The organism is Streptomyces sp. NPDC015220 (assembly GCF_043079345.1).
In the GTDB taxonomy this organism is placed as follows: domain Bacteria; phylum Actinomycetota; class Actinomycetes; order Streptomycetales; family Streptomycetaceae; genus Streptomyces.
Genome location: NZ_JBIBUK010000011.1, coordinates 30,348 through 44,777 on the forward strand (window position 1 = coordinate 30,348; position 14,430 = coordinate 44,777).

Annotated in this window: 14 protein-coding genes; 7 read left to right on the forward strand and 7 right to left on the reverse strand. The window is 74.0% G+C overall.

The genetic code is table 11. From position 1 onward, the window contains the following. Positions 1–68 precede the first annotated feature (68 nt). The 3 genes from ACF061_RS21880 (at position 69) to ACF061_RS21890 (ending at position 2,776) form a co-directional block, all read left to right on the forward strand. Complete coding sequence (locus tag ACF061_RS21880; protein WP_392268595.1) at positions 69–287, forward strand: 3-deoxy-D-manno-octulosonic acid transferase; 219 nt, start codon at positions 69–71, stop codon at positions 285–287. 212 nt (positions 288–499) lie between these two features. Then, positions 500–1,975, forward strand: a complete 1,476-nt coding sequence (locus tag ACF061_RS21885; RefSeq protein ID WP_392268596.1) for an aminotransferase class I/II-fold pyridoxal phosphate-dependent enzyme — start codon at positions 500–502, stop codon at positions 1,973–1,975. 348 nt (positions 1,976–2,323) lie between these two features. Then, the gene (locus ACF061_RS21890; RefSeq protein ID WP_392268597.1) at positions 2,324–2,776 is read left to right on the forward strand and encodes a cyclic nucleotide-binding domain-containing protein; all 453 of its coding nucleotides are present in this window, start codon (positions 2,324–2,326) and stop codon (positions 2,774–2,776) included. A 50-nt stretch (positions 2,777–2,826) separates the two neighbouring features. On the opposite strand, the gene ACF061_RS21895 is transcribed toward ACF061_RS21890, so the two are convergent. Further along, the gene (locus ACF061_RS21895; protein WP_392268598.1) at positions 2,827–4,134 is read right to left on the reverse strand and encodes an MFS transporter; all 1,308 of its coding nucleotides are present in this window, start codon (positions 4,132–4,134) and stop codon (positions 2,827–2,829) included. Positions 4,135–4,380: 246 nt separating this feature from the next. On the opposite strand from ACF061_RS21895, the gene ACF061_RS21900 reads away from it, so the two are divergent. Further along, positions 4,381–4,635, forward strand: a complete 255-nt coding sequence (locus ACF061_RS21900; protein WP_392268599.1) for a WhiB family transcriptional regulator — start codon at positions 4,381–4,383, stop codon at positions 4,633–4,635. A gap of 244 nt (positions 4,636–4,879) precedes the next feature. On the opposite strand, the gene ACF061_RS21905 is transcribed toward ACF061_RS21900, so the two are convergent. The 4 genes from ACF061_RS21905 to ACF061_RS21920 all read right to left on the reverse strand — a co-directional run bounded on the left by ACF061_RS21905 (position 4,880) and on the right by ACF061_RS21920 (position 9,525). Continuing rightward, positions 4,880–5,329, reverse strand: a complete 450-nt coding sequence (locus tag ACF061_RS21905) for a DUF6098 family protein (RefSeq protein WP_392268600.1) — start codon at positions 5,327–5,329, stop codon at positions 4,880–4,882. Positions 5,330–5,506: 177 nt separating this feature from the next. Further along, a complete protein-coding gene (locus ACF061_RS21910; protein ID WP_392268804.1) occupies positions 5,507–6,904 on the reverse strand; it encodes a M1 family metallopeptidase in 1,398 nt (465 codons plus the stop codon). A gap of 294 nt (positions 6,905–7,198) precedes the next feature. Then, positions 7,199–8,872 (reverse strand): FAD-binding dehydrogenase, encoded by a 1,674-nt coding sequence (locus tag ACF061_RS21915; RefSeq protein ID WP_392268601.1) that lies wholly within the window; start codon positions 8,870–8,872, stop codon positions 7,199–7,201. Between the two features lie 17 nt (positions 8,873–8,889). Further along, positions 8,890–9,525 (reverse strand): TetR/AcrR family transcriptional regulator, encoded by a 636-nt coding sequence (locus ACF061_RS21920; RefSeq protein WP_392268602.1) that lies wholly within the window; start codon positions 9,523–9,525, stop codon positions 8,890–8,892. Between the two features lie 235 nt (positions 9,526–9,760). Between ACF061_RS21920 and ACF061_RS21925 the strand changes: the two genes are divergently transcribed. Continuing rightward, positions 9,761–9,958, forward strand: a complete 198-nt coding sequence (locus ACF061_RS21925) for a hypothetical protein (RefSeq protein ID WP_392268603.1) — start codon at positions 9,761–9,763, stop codon at positions 9,956–9,958. Positions 9,959–10,365: 407 nt separating this feature from the next. Beyond that, on the forward strand, positions 10,366–10,860 hold the full coding sequence (locus ACF061_RS21930; RefSeq protein WP_392268604.1) for an SHOCT domain-containing protein: 495 nt from the start codon (positions 10,366–10,368) through the stop codon (positions 10,858–10,860). Positions 10,861–11,036: 176 nt separating this feature from the next. Here ACF061_RS21930 and ACF061_RS21935 read toward each other — a convergent pair whose 3' ends face one another. Continuing rightward, positions 11,037–11,930, reverse strand: a complete 894-nt coding sequence (locus ACF061_RS21935; protein ID WP_392268605.1) for a universal stress protein — start codon at positions 11,928–11,930, stop codon at positions 11,037–11,039. Between the two features lie 245 nt (positions 11,931–12,175). Between ACF061_RS21935 and ACF061_RS21940 the strand changes: the two genes are divergently transcribed. Further along, positions 12,176–13,429 carry a PP2C family protein-serine/threonine phosphatase gene (locus tag ACF061_RS21940; RefSeq protein WP_392268606.1) on the forward strand — a complete coding sequence of 418 codons (1,254 nt, stop codon included), beginning with the start codon at positions 12,176–12,178 and terminating at the stop codon, positions 13,427–13,429. 283 nt (positions 13,430–13,712) lie between these two features. Here the strand turns inward: ACF061_RS21940 and ACF061_RS21945 are convergent, their stop codons facing one another. After that, on the reverse strand, positions 13,713–14,405 hold the full coding sequence (locus tag ACF061_RS21945; RefSeq protein WP_392268607.1) for a FadR/GntR family transcriptional regulator: 693 nt from the start codon (positions 14,403–14,405) through the stop codon (positions 13,713–13,715). Positions 14,406–14,430 lie beyond the last annotated feature (25 nt).

The following is a 14,430-nucleotide window of genomic DNA, read 5'->3' on the forward strand; positions in this document are numbered from 1 at the left end:
ACATCCCCGCCCGCCGGACAGACGCCGCCCACAGCCATCGGAGCGCGTCGAGCGGGTACGCGAACGGCATGACCGAAGTGGTGGACTCGGACGAACTGTTGCGGCGCATCCAGCGGGCCAGGGGCTGCGCGGAGGAGGAGGTGCGCCGGTGGCGGAGCCGCCGTGACGACCCGGGGACGGACGACGCGGACGCGGCCCGGGAGGCCGCCGGACGAGTGGTCGCCTACGAGGCCGTCCTGCGGGTGCTGGACGAGATCCTCACCCCCGGCAGGCACGGCGGGGACTGACAGGGGGCGGGCCGCCCCGCGCCCTCCGGCGTGCCGGCCCGGGGTGCGGTGCGCCGGGCCGGCGCGCCGGGGGCGCGGGCGAACACGGCCGGTGTTCCGTGCGGAGGCGCGAGGTCCGCGCGGACCCGGCGGCGTGCCCCGCGGGGACGATTCCCGGACGGATCCGGCGGTCCGTCCGAATAAAGGACGCGAGCCGGGACAGGCGATTCGTCATGGTTGCCGATCACACCCGAGCTCCGGTTCTGGAAGCACTCCTCGACTACCGCCGTTCCGGCCGGCTGTCCTTCACGCCTCCCGGGCACAAGCAGGCCCGTGGCGCCGATCCCGCGGTGCGGGAGATCCTGGGGGACGCCGTCTTCCTGGGCGACGTGCTGGCCTCGGGCGGCCTGGACGACCGGCTGATGCGGGGGCGCGTGCTGCAACGGGCCGAGGAGCTGATGGCGGACGCCGTGCACGCCGAGCACACGTTCTTCACCACGTGCGGCAGCTCCCTGTCGGTGAAGGCGGCGATGCTGGCGGTCGCGGGCCCGCACGAGAAGCTGCTGATCGGCCGGGACGCCCACAAGTCGGTCGCCTCCGGTCTGGTCCTGTCCGGCATCGAGCCCGTCTGGGTGGACCCGCGCTGGGACGCCGAGCGGCACCTCGCCCATCCCCCGTCGGCCGACGACTTCGAGCGGGCCTTCGCCGCGCACCCGGACGCCAAGGGCGCGCTGATCACCAGCCCCACCCCGTACGGCGCCTGCGCGGACCTGCGGTCGGTCGCCGAGGTCTGCCACCGGCGCGGGGTGCCGCTGATCGTGGACGAGGCGTGGGGCGCGCACCTGCCCTTCCATCCGGATCTGCCGTCCTGGGCCATGGACGCGGGCGCCGACATCTGTGTGACGAGCATCCACAAGATGGGCAGCGGGCTCGAACAGGGCTCCGTCTTCCATCTGCGGGGCGACCTGGTGACGCCGGCGTTGCTCAAGACGCGCGCGGACCTGCTGGGCACCACCAGCCCCTCGGTGCTGATCTACGCCGGACTGGACGGCTGGCGGCGTCAGATGGCGCTGCGCGGACGGAAGATCATGGACGGCGCCCTGGAGCTGTGCGGCCTGGTCCGGTCCGGGATCGAGGAGATCGACGGCCTGCACGTGAACGACCGCGACGACTTCTGCGGCCCCGGGCTCGCCGACGACTTCGACCCGCTGCCCGTGGTCATCGACGTGACCGGCCTCGGGATCACCGGCTACCGGGCCGCCGACTGGCTGCGGGAACACCGGAACGTGGACGCGCACCTGACCGACCACCGCCGGATCGGCGCGCAGATCACCCACGGCGACGACCGGGAGACGGCCGCCGAGCTGCTGGCCGCGCTGAAGGACCTGTCGGCCGCGGCGCCGGACCTCGATCCGGGGCCGGGGGTGGAGGTGCCGGAGCCGTCGGAGCTGCGGATGGCCCAGGAGCTGCTGCCGCGGGACGCCTTCTTCGGACCCGCTCAGGACGTGCCGGCGAGCGAGGCCGCCGGCCGGATCGCGGCCGAGATCATCACGCCCTACCCGCCCGGCATCCCGGCCGTCCTGCCGGGTGAGCGCCTGACGGAACCGGTGCTGCGCTACCTGGTCGGCGGCCGGGCCGCGGGCATGAACCTCCCGGACCCCAGCGATCCCGGGCTGAGCACGGTCAGGGTGGTGGCGGATGCCGGGTGAAAGCGAGTGAAACCGGTCACGTGACCCGCTTCCGGCTGAGCGAATCGGACGGAGATGGTTTACGGTTCATCCATACGCGGCGACGGGGTCGATCCGGACGATCCCCCGTACGCCGCCGCATACGGCCCTGGCTGGCTTCCCCCGTCCAGCCAGGGCTTTTTCACGCCCTCCCGGACCGCGCCCCGGTCCGGCCGCCCGCACCGGCCACGCCCCCGGCCGAAGTCCCCGGACGGCTCCGCGGCGCGGCGGGCGGAAGTCGGCTCCGCCGAGGTGCCCGGGTGGCCCGCAGCGGCTGAAATGGGCGTAGGCACATGCGCGGATCCCATCGCCGGCGAGGAGCCCCGGGTCATGACCAAAGCGATAAAACTGCTCACCGCCCTCCCCCACAAGCAGCGCGAACGCCTGATGGAGCTCGCGAAGGAGGTGTCCTTCCCCGAGGACACCAGGATCTTCGAATCGGGCGGCACGGCCGACCGCTTCTGGGTCATCCGCTCCGGCGCCGTCCACCTCGACCAGCAGGTCACGGCCACCCGCCGGGTGACCGTGGCGAGCCTCGGCGCGGGCGACCTGCTCGGCTGGTCCTGGCTGTTCCCGCCCTACCGCTGGGACTTCGGGGCGGAGTCCTTCAGCCAGGTGCGGGCCTACGAGTTCGACGGACCCGCGGTGCTGGCCCTGTCGGTGGAGGACCCGCTGCTCGGGCTGTCCCTGGTGCGTACCGTCGCCGAGATCCTCGCCCACCGGCTGGAAGTGACCCGCGGCCGCCTCCTGGAGCAGTACACGATCACCCGGCGCGGGCTGTAGGGGCGCGGGGCCGGCGCCCACGGCCCCCGGGCCGGCGGCCCGCGGCCGGCTCAGACGCGGTAGCGGCGCAGCGCCGGCGCGGCCGTCGCCAGGCCGAGTGTCAGGACGACGACGAGCAGGCCGCCGCCGACGACGGCCGCGCGCGGGCCGAGGGCCGAGCCGGCCGTGCCGTGCAGCACGTCGGCCAGGCGCGGTCCGCCCGCGACGACGACGGTGAAGACGCCCTGCATCCGGCCGCGCATCTCGTCGGTGGCGGCGGACAGCAGGATCGCGCCCCGGAAGACCATGGAGACCATGTCGGCGACTCCGGCGGCGGCCAGGAACGCCACGGCGATCCACAGGTTCCGGCTCGCCCCGGATCCGGCGACGGCGATCCCCCAGGCCGTCACCGCGCCGATGACCATCCAGCCGTGCCGGCGCGCCCGGGAGAAGGTCCCGGAGAACAGGCCGCCGATCACGGCGCCGATGGGAACGGCCGCGAACAGCAGGCCCAGCGCGAGGCCCTCGCCGTAGGGGGCGTAGGTCTCCGCGGCGAGCTGCGGGAAGAGGGCGCGGGGCATGCCGAAGACCATGGCGACGATGTCGGCGAGGAAGGACAGCAGCAGCACCTTGTGGCCCGAGATGTAGCGGAAGCCGGCGGCTACCTCGCGCACACCCGCGCGGCGGGCGGCGGAGCCGTTCAGGGGCGGCAGCGCCGGCAGCCGCAGCACGGCCCAGACCGTGGCGCACAGGGCCACGGCGTCGACCAGATACAGCTCGGGCAGCCCGATGACGGGTATGAGAGCGCCGGCGAGCAGCGGTCCGGCCACGAGCCCGGTCTGCATGACCGTCGAGCCCAGGGCGTTGGCGGCGGGGAGTTCGTCCTCGGGGACCAGACGGGCGATGGAGGCGTTGCGGGCCGGGGAGTTCAGTCCGAAGAAGGCCTGCTGCACGGCGAGCAGCACCATCAGCACCACCACGGAGTCCAGCCCGGTGAGGGCCTGCAACCAGAACAGCAGCGAGGTGACGGCGATGCCGATGTTGGTGACCAGCAACAGCTTGCGGCGGTCCACCGTGTCGGCGACCGCTCCGCCCCACAGCGCGAACACGACCATCGGCAGCAGGCCCGCCAGGCTGGCGTAGCCGACCCAGGCCGAGGAGCCGGTGATGTCGTAGATCTGCTTGGGCACGGCCACGGCGGTGAGCTGGCTGCCGACGGCGGTGACGATGGTCGAGGTCCACAGCCGGCGGAAGGCGGGCCGGCGCAGGGGGCGGGTGTCCATGGCCCAGCGGCGCCAGCCGCGCCGGCCGGCGTCGGCCGGTCCCTGGTCGGCCGCCTGCGCTGTGGTACTGCTCTCGGTGGTGTCGCTGGTGTCCACGGGCTTCCTGGTTGCTCGCTACATCTTTCTGTCCGGGTTCACTATCGCAGCACCGACTGTGCCGTTCGAACTCGTGCGCGGGGCCCGGACGGCGGGGATCCGGACGCCGGACGGCCCTCCTGTGGGGATTCTGCGAAGGTCCGCCACGCGCGGAACCGTGCTGTTTCGCCCCGCGCCGGCCGGTGACCCGAAGCCGAGTACGCACTTGACAAGGGCACGGACGACTTTCGATCGCAGGTGACTTTCATGGACAACTGGCGAGACCACGCCGCCTGCCGCCAGGAGGACCCCGACCTCTTCTTCCCGATCGGCACCACGGGTCCGGCGCTGCTGCAGACCGAGCAGGCCAAGGCGGTGTGCCGTCGCTGTCCCGTCCAGGAACAATGTCTGGAGTGGGCGCTCGACACGGACCAGGCCATCGGGGTGTGGGGCGGTACGAGCGAGAACGAACGGCGCTCGCTCAAGCGGCGGCGCGCAGCGGCCCGTCGGCGCTCGGGCTGACCGTTCCGGCTCCCGGCCGAACACCGGCCGCCCGCGCGGGGGCCCCGTCCGGATCATCCGATCATCCGGGCGGGGCCCCCGCACGACCGGATCCCGGCGGCACGGCGGACCACCGGCGGCCGGCCGCCTACGCCGGTGTCCGGCGGGCGGCCTTCGCCAGGCATCAGGAGGCAGGCGGCAGGCGGCAGGCAGCAGGCGGCAGGCGGCAGGTGCGGGATGCCGGCCGCCCTGGCCGGCGGGCCCGTCAGCCGCCCGAGCGGCGCAGGGTCCCCCACCGCGCCTCCTGCCGGGTGACCTGCGTCCGTGCCTCCTCGATGACGCCGGAATCGATCCAGCACATCGGCTCCACGTCGACGACCAGGGGCTCGTTGTCGGGGCCCCGGCCCGTCTCCCGTCCCTTCAGGACCCACGGCCGTACGCCGGGCCCCTTGTCGTGGGGCAGGTGCGCGTAGTCGTACAGCCGGCGCGCCACCCACAACTCCACGGACCGGTCCTGCCACCACTTCTCCACGTCGAGCGGATTGGCCGACAGCCCCGGCATGGCCACGCCGGTCAGCTCATCGGTGCTGGAGGTGGCGCCCAGGTCGGTCGCGGGGCCGCGCGACCAGCGGACGTACAGACCCCGGTGGTGTCCGACGAGACCGACGAGGTCGGCCAGCGAGTGCACGGTCCGCAGGTCCTCCGATGCGCTCATGTCGTGATCTCCCTCTTGCTCAGGCGCTCGGGGTACCCCGTGTGCGACCGCCGGAATCAGTGGGGGATCACTCCTCGCGGCCGCTCGGCTCCGCCGCGGGTGCTCCGGGCGCGTCGGCGCCGGGCGGCCGGGGCGCCGACGCCCCGGCCGCCCGCGGCCGGGAGGTTCTCCGCGCCCTCAGGGGGTGTCCGGCTTGCCCCCGGCGAGCAGCCAGGTGTGGAACAGTCCGTCCAGGTCCTTGCCGGAGATCCGCTCCGCCAGGGCGGTGAACTGGGCGGTGGTGCCGTTGCCGTGGCGGTGGCCGGAGGCCCAGGCGCGCAGGATCCGGAAGAACGCCGGATCGCCGACCGCCCCGCGCAGTTCGTGCAGCGTCATGGCGCCGCGGTTGTAGACGGCGTCGGCGAAGATGTTCGCGCCGCCGCCGGGGTCACCGGGCGGGAACGCCCACAGCCTGTCGCCCGCCGGGCGGGCGTACAGCGCGTCGAACCGCGTCTGCGCGCTGCGGCCGCCGTGCTGTTCGGTGTAGAGCCACTCGGTGTAGGTCGCGAAGCCCTCGTTGAGCCAGATGTCCTTCCAGCGGGTGACGGAGACGGAGTCGCCGAACCACTGGTGGGCGCTCTCGTGGACCAGGGTGCCCAGGCTGGGCGCGGAGTCGTACAGGGGCCTGCTCTGCGTCTCCATCGCGTACCCGACGTGCGGCGCGTGGTCGACGACGGATCCCGCGGCCCGGAAGGGGTAGGGGCCGAACAGTCGGCTCTCCCACTCCAGCACCGAGGGCAGTCGCCTCAGCACCGAGGCGGCGTCGTCCGCCTCGCGCGGGTCGACCGCGTTGAAGACCTGGACGCCGTCCGCGGTGGTGTACCGCTCGACCTGGAACCTCCCCACGGTGGCGGTGGCCAGGTAGGCGGCCATCGGCTCCGTCTGGCGCCAGCGGAAGGTGGTGCGGCCGCCGCCGGTGCGGCTGCCCAGGTAGAGGCCGTTGGCGACCGCGGTGTGCCCTTCGGGGACGGTGAGGGCGAAGTCGTACGACGACTTGTCCGTCGGGTGGTTGTTCGCCGGGAACCAGGTCATGGCGCCCTGCGGCTCCCCGGCGACGAAGGCGCCGTCGTCCGTGGGGATCCAGCCGTCCCGGGAGCCGTCGGGGTCGGCGACCGGTCGGGGGGTGCCGCTGTAGGCGACGGTGACGCGGAACCGGTGCCCCTCGGGCAGCGCGGTGCGCGGGGTGACGACGAGCTCCTGGCCGTCGCGCCGGTGAGCCGCCGCGTGCCGGTCGACCGTGAGCCCGGTGACCTTCAGGCCCGTCAGGTCGAGGTCGAAGCGGGTGAGGCGCCGGGTGGCGCGGGCGGTGAGGACCGCGGTGCCGTCCAGGTGTCCGCTGTCCGGGTCGTAGCGCAGTCTCAGGTCGTAGTGCTCGACGTGGTAGCCGCCGTTGCCGGCGAGCGGGAAGTAGGGGTCGCCGGCGCCTGGGGAGCCGGTGGTCGCGGCCGTCGCGCGCACGGCGGGCACGGGACCGGCGGCCGAGGGACCGCCGGCCGCGAGCAGCGCCGCGACGGCGGCCGGAACGGCGGCGGCCACGGCTCGGCGGCGCCGGGCCGTGGCGCGTGCGGTTCCGGCGGACCGGTTCGGGGGTGGCGTCACGTGCTCTCCTCGGAGGTAGGGGGTGGCGCGTGAACAACGCACACAGAGTAGGAGCGCTCCGCCCGTGATCGGCCGCGTTTCCGGCCGCTTCGGCGGGCCGTGTCACCCGCCGAGGCGGCCCGCCGGCCGTGGGACCGGCCCTGTCCTTCCTCGGACCGCCCCGTCGGCCGTGGGGCCGGCCGCTCCCCGTTCCACGGACCGACCCGCCGGTCGGCGGGCGCGGACCCCCGCTCAGGCGGTCTGCCCGGCCGCGGCCCGCCCCGCGGCCCGTCCCGAGAAGAGGCACCCGCCGAGGAAGGTGCCCTCCAGGGCGTTGTAACCGTGCACGCCGCCGCCGCCGAAGCCGGCCACCTCGCCCGCCGCGTAGAGGCCGTCGACGGGCCGCCCGTCGACGCCGAGCGCGCGGGAGTCCAGGTCGGTCTGGATGCCGCCGAGCGTCTTGCGGGTCAGGATGCGCAGTTTGACGCCGATCAGCGGGCCGGCCGCCGGATCGAGGAGGCGGTGCGGGGCGGCGACCCGGCCGAGGCGGTCGCCGATGTAGCGGCGGGCGTTGTGGATGCCCTGTACCTGGGCGTCCTTGCTGTAGGGGTTGGCCATCTGCAGGTCGCGGGCCTCCACCTGGCGGCGTACGACGGCGGCGTCCAGCAGCGGCTCGTCGGTCAGCTCGTTCATCTTCCCGACCAGCTGCTCCAGGGTGTCGGCGACCACGAAGTCCGCGCCGTGCCGCAGGAAGTTGCGTACCGGTCCCGGGGCGCCCTTGCCGAGCAGCCGGTCGCGCAGCACCGCCTTGCGGTCCTTGGCGGTGATGTCGGGGTTCTGCTCGGAGCCCGACAGGGCGAACTCCTTCTCGACGATCTTCCGGGTCAGCACGAACCACGAGTGGTCGTGACCGGCGATGTCCTCGGTGGTGCGCAGGTGCCTGAGGGTGCCGAGCGTGTCGTAGCCGGGCAGGCAGGGGTCGGGCAGCCGGCGGCCGAGGGCGTCCAGCCAGACGGAGGACGGGCCGGGCAGGATGCGGATGCCGTGGCCCGGCCAGACGGGGTTCCAGTTCCCGACGCCCTCGGTGTAGTGCCACATCCGGTCGCGGTTGACCAGTCGTACGCCGGCCTCGGCGCTGATGTCCAGCATCCGGCCGTCGACGTAGGCCGGGACGCCCGTGACCATCTCCGACGGCGGGGTGCCGAGCCGTTCGGGCCAGAAGCGGCGCACGATGTCGTGATCGGCGCCGATGCCACCGGTGGTGACGATCACGGCCTGGGCGGTGAGTTCGAACTCGCCGACCGCGTCCCGGTTGGAGGCCACGCCCCGGGGTGAGTCGTCCTCCGCGAGGACCGTGCCGCGCACCCCGCGCGCCGCACCGCCCTCGACCACGAGTTCGTCCACCCGGTGCCGGTGGTGGAAGGTGAGGAGCCCGTCGCGCGCGGCCTGCCCCGCCCGGTGGGCGAACGGCTCCACCACGCCCGTGCCGGTGCCCCAGGCGATGTGGAAGCGCGGCACGGAGTTGCCGTGGCCGCCGGCCCTGAGGTCGCCGCGCTCGGCCCAGCCGACCGTGGGCAGCAACGTGATGCCGTGCCCGGCCAGCCACGACCGCTTCTCCCCCGCCGCGAACTCGACGTAGGCGCGCGCCCAGCGGACCGCCCAGGAGTCCTCGTCCTCGACGCGGTCGAACCGCGCGCTGCCCTGCCAGTCGCTCCAGGCCAGTTCGAAGGAGTCCTTGACGCCCAGGCGCCGTTGCTCCGGGGAGCCGACGAGGAACAGGCCCCCGAAGGACCAGTACGCCTGCCCGCCGAGGTTGGCGGCGTTCTCCTGGTCGACCAGGGCGACCCGGCGGCCCCGGCTGGTCAGTTCGTGCGCGGCGACCAGGCCGGCGAGTCCGGCCCCGACGACGATGACGTCCGCGTCCATGGCGACCGTCTCCTTCCTCAGTCTTCTCGTACGGGTTCGCCGCGGCCGTCGGTGAGCAGCGCGGTGAGCAACCGCCCCAGCCAGGCGCGGGCGCCCTCCACGTCCCTGTCCAGCAGCAGTTGGGTGGTGACTCCGTCGTACGCGGCGACGACCGCGTGGGCGGCGCCGTCCGCGTCGCCGAGGACGGCGGGCAGCGGAGTGCGACCGTGGGCCCGGGCCAGCCGGTCGGCGACGGCCCCGCGCAGCCGGGCCCGGTGCGCGAGCAGGGTCCCGGCGACGGCGGGGTCCCGGGCTGCGTGCGCCAGGAAGTCCGTCTTGACCAGGAGCCAGTCGAGGTCGAGCAGGAGCACCTCGGTGACCCGGTCCACGGCGGCGGGCACGTCGAGGTCCGGGCCGTCCGTGGCGAGCGCGCCGGCCACCTGGTCGGCGATCAGCTCGGCCCGCTCCCGGTAGAGGGCGAAGAACAGCTCGTCCAGGGTGGCGAAGTTGGAGTAGAAGGCGCCCCGGCTGTATCCGGCGGCCTCGCAGACCTCCTCGATGGAGACCCGCCCGAAGCCCTTGGCGGCGAAGACCCGGAAGGCGGCGTCGAGCAGGTTGGCCCGGGTCCGCGCCCTGCCCCTGGTGACGCGCCCGGCCGCCGGCTCGATCGTCATCTCCGCCCCCCTGTCCGTCTCCGCGTTCGATACGGGAACGTATCCGATACACCGGTGTATCGGAAGGGTCGTGCGGTCCCGTTCCGAGCGCCGCGCGGGCCCGGGGCCCCGGGTGCGCGCCGACGGGGCCCGCCGGCTCCTATCACCTGCACGGGGTGAGGCCCGGCGACCGGCTTGGGCGCACGATCGCCGGCAGGGGGTCGTCCGTTCCCGAGTCACCGCGGGAGAGCAGCTGATGCGGTACGAGATCCGCGTCGAGGGGCGCATGTCGGAGACGCTGGCCAAGGCGTTCCCGGAGCTCGACCATGTGCTGGTGTCGGGTCAGACGATCCTGTTCGGCCCGGTCGTGGACGACGCCCACCTGTACGGGCTCCTGGTCCGCTGCCAGTCGCTGGGCCTGCGGCTCCTGGAGATGCGCCGCGTGCCGGAGTGAGCCGGACCCGGACGTACGGTCCCGCTCGGTCCGAATGCCGTCCGGCTCGGACCGGACATCGACCGGCCCGGACCGGAAGCGGCCCGGCTCGGACCCGGACGGCATTGCGTCGCGCCCGGGACCGCGCACGGCCCACCGCGCGGGGTGTGTGGCCAGGCAGGACCGCCGGGGGCGGCTCCGGCGCGTCGGCCGGCACCGGCGCGGCGACGCCCGCGAGCGGCCGGCCCCGCGGCTCCCGGTATCGAGCGAGCCGGTGCCGGGCGTCGGCCGGCGCACCACCGCCCCGGCACGGTCACCCGTCCCGGGTGAGGCGCCCGGCGCTTGCCGTGCGCACGCTGAGACCGGAAGGAAACGCCGAGAGCGAGAAGAGGACGACTCCGGGTCGGACCCCGAAAGGGAGTGGAGAAATGAGCCAGGTGTATCTCGCCTACGACTATCCGCTGCTGAGCGCCTTCTGGACGATGCTGTGGTTCTTCCTGTGGATCATGTGGTTCGTCCTGCTCTTCCGTGTCGTCACCGACATCTTCCGTGACGACACCATGAACGGCTGGGCCAAGGCCGGCTGGCTGGTGTTCTGCATCGTGCTGCCCTTCCTCGGCGTGTTCGTCTACGTCATCGCCCGCGGCAGGAGCATGGGCCGCCGCGAGATCGCCCAGGCGCGCAAGCAGCAGGAGGCCTTCAACGACTACATCCGCGAGACCGCGGGCGGCGGCTCGGGAAGCCGCGTCGACGAACTGGCCAGGCTGTCCGACCTGCGTACCCGCGGCGAGATCACGGACGAGGAGTTCGCGCGGGCCAAGGCGATGATCCTGGCCGACGGCGCCCCCGCCGGCCGGGCCACATCGGTCACCGCCATGCAGGAGGGCCCCGACACCTCGGTCACCTCCACCCCCGGCCGCTGAGCACGGGACCGAGGACGGCGGGGGTTCCGCCGGCCCGGAGCCGCGCGTCCCGTGAGGCGGCTCCCGTGAGGCGCGCCGCGTCGGCGGCCACGGCCGTCGACGCGGCGCGGGCCGCGAACGCGGGCACCACCGAGGGGTACGCGCCGGGCGCCGTCGGGGCGGCTCGGGACGGGATCTCAGTCGTGCGCGACGATCGCGACCGGAGCGACGCCGTGGTGCAGGACGGCGTGCGCGACATGTCCGATGTGGGTGCCGAACAACCTGCGGCGCACCCGCCGGCCCAGGACGACCAGGGAGGCCGTACGGGAGGCTTCGACCAGGAGCTGCGCGGCGCTGCCGGAGCGCGCGTCCTCGGTCACCGCCACGTCCGCGTACTTGTGCCGCCAGTCCCGCAGGACCCGGCTCAGCGCGGTGGCCTCGCCGGCGCCCGTCGAGGCGTGCAGTTCGGCGTCGGCGGCCATGCTGCGCCCGAAGTAGGCCGGCGGGTGCCAGCCGTGCACCACGCGCAGCGACGTGGCACGGCGCACCGCCGCGTCGAAGGCGAACCGGATCAGGTCCTCGTCCGGGCTGCTGGTGTCCAGCCCCAGCACGACGGGCCGGAAGGCGGACGCGCCGGACGGCCCTGCGGCGGGGACGCTCTCGTGCTCGTCGGCGGCCTGCTCCCCGGCGCGGACCAGGACGACGGGCCGTTCCGCGTGCGCCACCACCGACAGGCCGACGGAGCCGACGACGAAGCCGCCGACGCCGCCGAGCGCCCGGGAGCCCAGCACCAGCAGTTCGGCTTCCCTCGCGGCCTGGCAGAGAACTTCGACCGGCCGGCCGGCCGCGTGTTCGGTGACCACCTCCACGCCGGTGTGGCGCACCCGCAGACCGTCGGCGACTTCCCGGAACAGCTGCTCGGTCCAGTCCTGCTCCGTCTCGGCGCCGAGGAGCGGCGCCTGTGTCAGGGGCTGCCAGACGTGGAGGAGTCTCAGCGGCAGCCCGAGCAGCTTGGCCTCCCGTGCCGCCCATTCGACGGCGGCCCGGCTCTCGGCCGAGCCATCGAGGCCGACGGTGACGGTGCGCGGCATGGTCTCCACCTCCCTGCGGCGGGTGCGCGCAGGACACCCCGCATCCAGCCTCTCACCGGCTCGCGGCACACGCTCCCGCGACAGCTCTCGGCCCGCCAGGGGCCCGGCGGCGCCGCCTCGGTCCCGAAGGTCCCGCGCGGGGGCCGGCGGAGGGCGCCCGGGTGGGCGACCGGGGCGGGCGCGGTCGGCGGGCGGAGCCTAGGTTGGGAAGCGGGCCACTCGTGAGAGTGAACAGGAGCGGTGGTATGGCAGCGCAGGTCGATCACGCGGCGCTGTTCGCCGCCATTCCCAACCCCTATATGGTGATCGGTCCGGACCTGGTGATCGCGGACGTCAACCGGGCCTATCTGACGGCGACCGGCCGGAGCCGGGACGATCTGGTCGGTCAGCACGTGTCCGAGGTGTTCCCCGACCACCCGGACGCCCCGGACGCCGACGGGGTGCGCAACCTCAGGACCTCGCTGGACCGGGTGCTGGCCACCCGCCGGCCCGACACGCTGGCGCTGCAGCGGTACGACGTCCCGCTGACGGGCCGGCCCGGGGTGTCCGAGGAGCGGTGGTGGTCCCCGGTGAACACCCCGGTGCTGGGACCGGACGGGCAGGTGGCGTGGATCATCCACCGGGTGGAGGACGTCACCGAGTTCGTCCGGGCCCACCAGACCGGCCAGCCGGCCGACATCCTGGTGGCCGAGCGCCTGGAGGTGTCCCAGGCGCTGGAGGCCGAGCTGTACGCCCGGGCGCGGGAGCTGCAGCGCCTGAACGAGGAACTGCTGCTGGCCCACACCCGCGCGCGGGAGGTCGCCGTCACCCTCCAGGAGGCCATGCTGCACGCCCCGGACCTGGCGCACCACCCGCACGACATCGCGGTGCGCTACCTGCCGGCGACCGGCTCGCTGAACGTCTGCGGTGACTGGTACGACGTGGTCGACCTGCCGCCCGACCGGCTCGCCCTGGCCGTCGGCGACGTCATCGGCCACGGCCTGGAGGCCGCCGCCGTGATGGGCATGCTGCGCAGCGCGCTGTCGGCGGCCATCCGCGCCCTGGAACGTCCGGCGCAGGCACTGGAGGTCCTCGGGCTGTACTCCCGCTCGATCGAGGACGCCCTGGGCACCACCGCGTTCAAGGCGATCGTCGACCGGCGCAGCCGGTTGATCAGCTACAGCAGCGCCGGCCACCCGCCACCGGTGCTGACCCACGCCGACGGCCGGTTCGAGCTGCTGGACCAGGCGACCGACCCGCCGCTGGGCGCCCGCCCCCGGCACGTGCCCCGTCCGCAGGCCAGCATCCACTACCGCCCCGGCGACACCCTGGTCCTTTACACGGACGGACTCATCGAACGCCGCGAGGAGGACATCTACACCGGTCTCGACCGCCTGATCGGCGTCCTCGCCCGGTACCGCGGGCTGGGGGCCGAGGAACTGGCGGACACCCTGCTGACCGGCCTGGGCGTGGCCGGCGGCGGCCGCGACGACGTCGCCCTCGTCGTGGTCCGTCTGTGACCCACGAGGCGTGCTCCCCCGGGTGGGACCGGGAGCCGCGGGCCAGGGGGCCCGGCGGTTCCGGTGCGGCGGGGCGACCGCGGACCCGTGCTCATGCGCAGGTCAGAACAGTTCCGAGACGGCCTTCACCATCCGGCCTGAAGACCGGAGCACTGGCCAAGATCAAAGGTGGACGCGGATCGCGTTGCCGTGGAACACGGCTTCCCCCTCCTGCGGGGAGGGCGCCGCCGCGACACCCGCGGCACGGCGCCTGTCGATCCGGCGCCCGTCGGCCCGGCGCCCGTCAGAGCGCGGAGCCGCTCCCGCCGAGGGTGCCGCGCAGCCACTGTTCGACGCCGGCGACGTGCACCGTCATCCAGGACCGGGCCAGCTGGGGGTTCCGGCCGGCGATGGCCGCGCGGATCGCGGCGTGCTGCTCGCGGGTGCGTTCCACCGCGCCTTCCTCGGTGAGCCCGCGCCAGACCCGCGCCCGCGCGGTGGGACCGGAGATCCCCTCGATCAGGGAGCAGAGCACCGGGTTGCCGGCGCCGGCGGCGATCAGGCGGTGGAACTCCAGGTCGTTCGCGACGAGTTCCTCCAGCGACGGATCCGGCGGAAGACGGTCGAGCACCTCCTGCAGCTTGGCGACGTCCTCGTCCGGCATCGCCCGGGCGGCCATGGCGGCGGCGGCCGGCTCCAGTATCCCGCGGACCTCGAGGAACTCCAGCACCGTGTCGTCCTGGTGGAAGTCGACGACGAAGCCGAGCGCGTCCAGCAGCAGGTCCGGCTCCAGGCTGGTCACGTACGTCCCGTCGCCCTGGCGCACGTCGAGCACCCGGATCAGCGAGAGCGCCTTGACCGCCTCCCGCAGGGAGTTGCGGGACAGTCCCAGCCGCTCGGCCAGGTCGGCCTCCTTGGGCAGCCGCTCACCCGGGCGCAGCTCGCCGTCGACGATCATCGCCTTGATCTTCTCGATCGCCTCGTCGGTGACCGGCACTGTGGTACCTCCTCATACCGCGACC

Bases quoted from the DNA above. Each gene is read 5' to 3' on its own strand.
- ACF061_RS21880 (WP_392268595.1), top strand. From the start codon at position 69: ATGACCGAAGTGGTGGACTCGGACGAACTGTTGCGGCGCATCCAGCGG.
- ACF061_RS21885 (WP_392268596.1), top strand. From the start codon at position 500: ATGGTTGCCGATCACACCCGAGCTCCGGTTCTGGAAGCACTCCTCGAC.
- ACF061_RS21890 (WP_392268597.1), top strand. From the start codon at position 2,324: ATGACCAAAGCGATAAAACTGCTCACCGCCCTCCCCCACAAGCAGCGC.
- ACF061_RS21900 (WP_392268599.1), top strand. From the start codon at position 4,381: ATGGACAACTGGCGAGACCACGCCGCCTGCCGCCAGGAGGACCCCGAC.
- ACF061_RS21905 (WP_392268600.1), bottom strand. From the start codon at position 5,329: ATGAGCGCATCGGAGGACCTGCGGACCGTGCACTCGCTGGCCGACCTC.
- ACF061_RS21915 (WP_392268601.1), bottom strand. From the start codon at position 8,872: ATGGACGCGGACGTCATCGTCGTCGGGGCCGGACTCGCCGGCCTGGTC.
- ACF061_RS21920 (WP_392268602.1), bottom strand. From the start codon at position 9,525: ATGACGATCGAGCCGGCGGCCGGGCGCGTCACCAGGGGCAGGGCGCGG.
- ACF061_RS21925 (WP_392268603.1), top strand. From the start codon at position 9,761: ATGCGGTACGAGATCCGCGTCGAGGGGCGCATGTCGGAGACGCTGGCC.
- ACF061_RS21930 (WP_392268604.1), top strand. From the start codon at position 10,366: ATGAGCCAGGTGTATCTCGCCTACGACTATCCGCTGCTGAGCGCCTTC.
- ACF061_RS21935 (WP_392268605.1), bottom strand. From the start codon at position 11,930: ATGCCGCGCACCGTCACCGTCGGCCTCGATGGCTCGGCCGAGAGCCGG.
- ACF061_RS21940 (WP_392268606.1), top strand. From the start codon at position 12,176: ATGGCAGCGCAGGTCGATCACGCGGCGCTGTTCGCCGCCATTCCCAAC.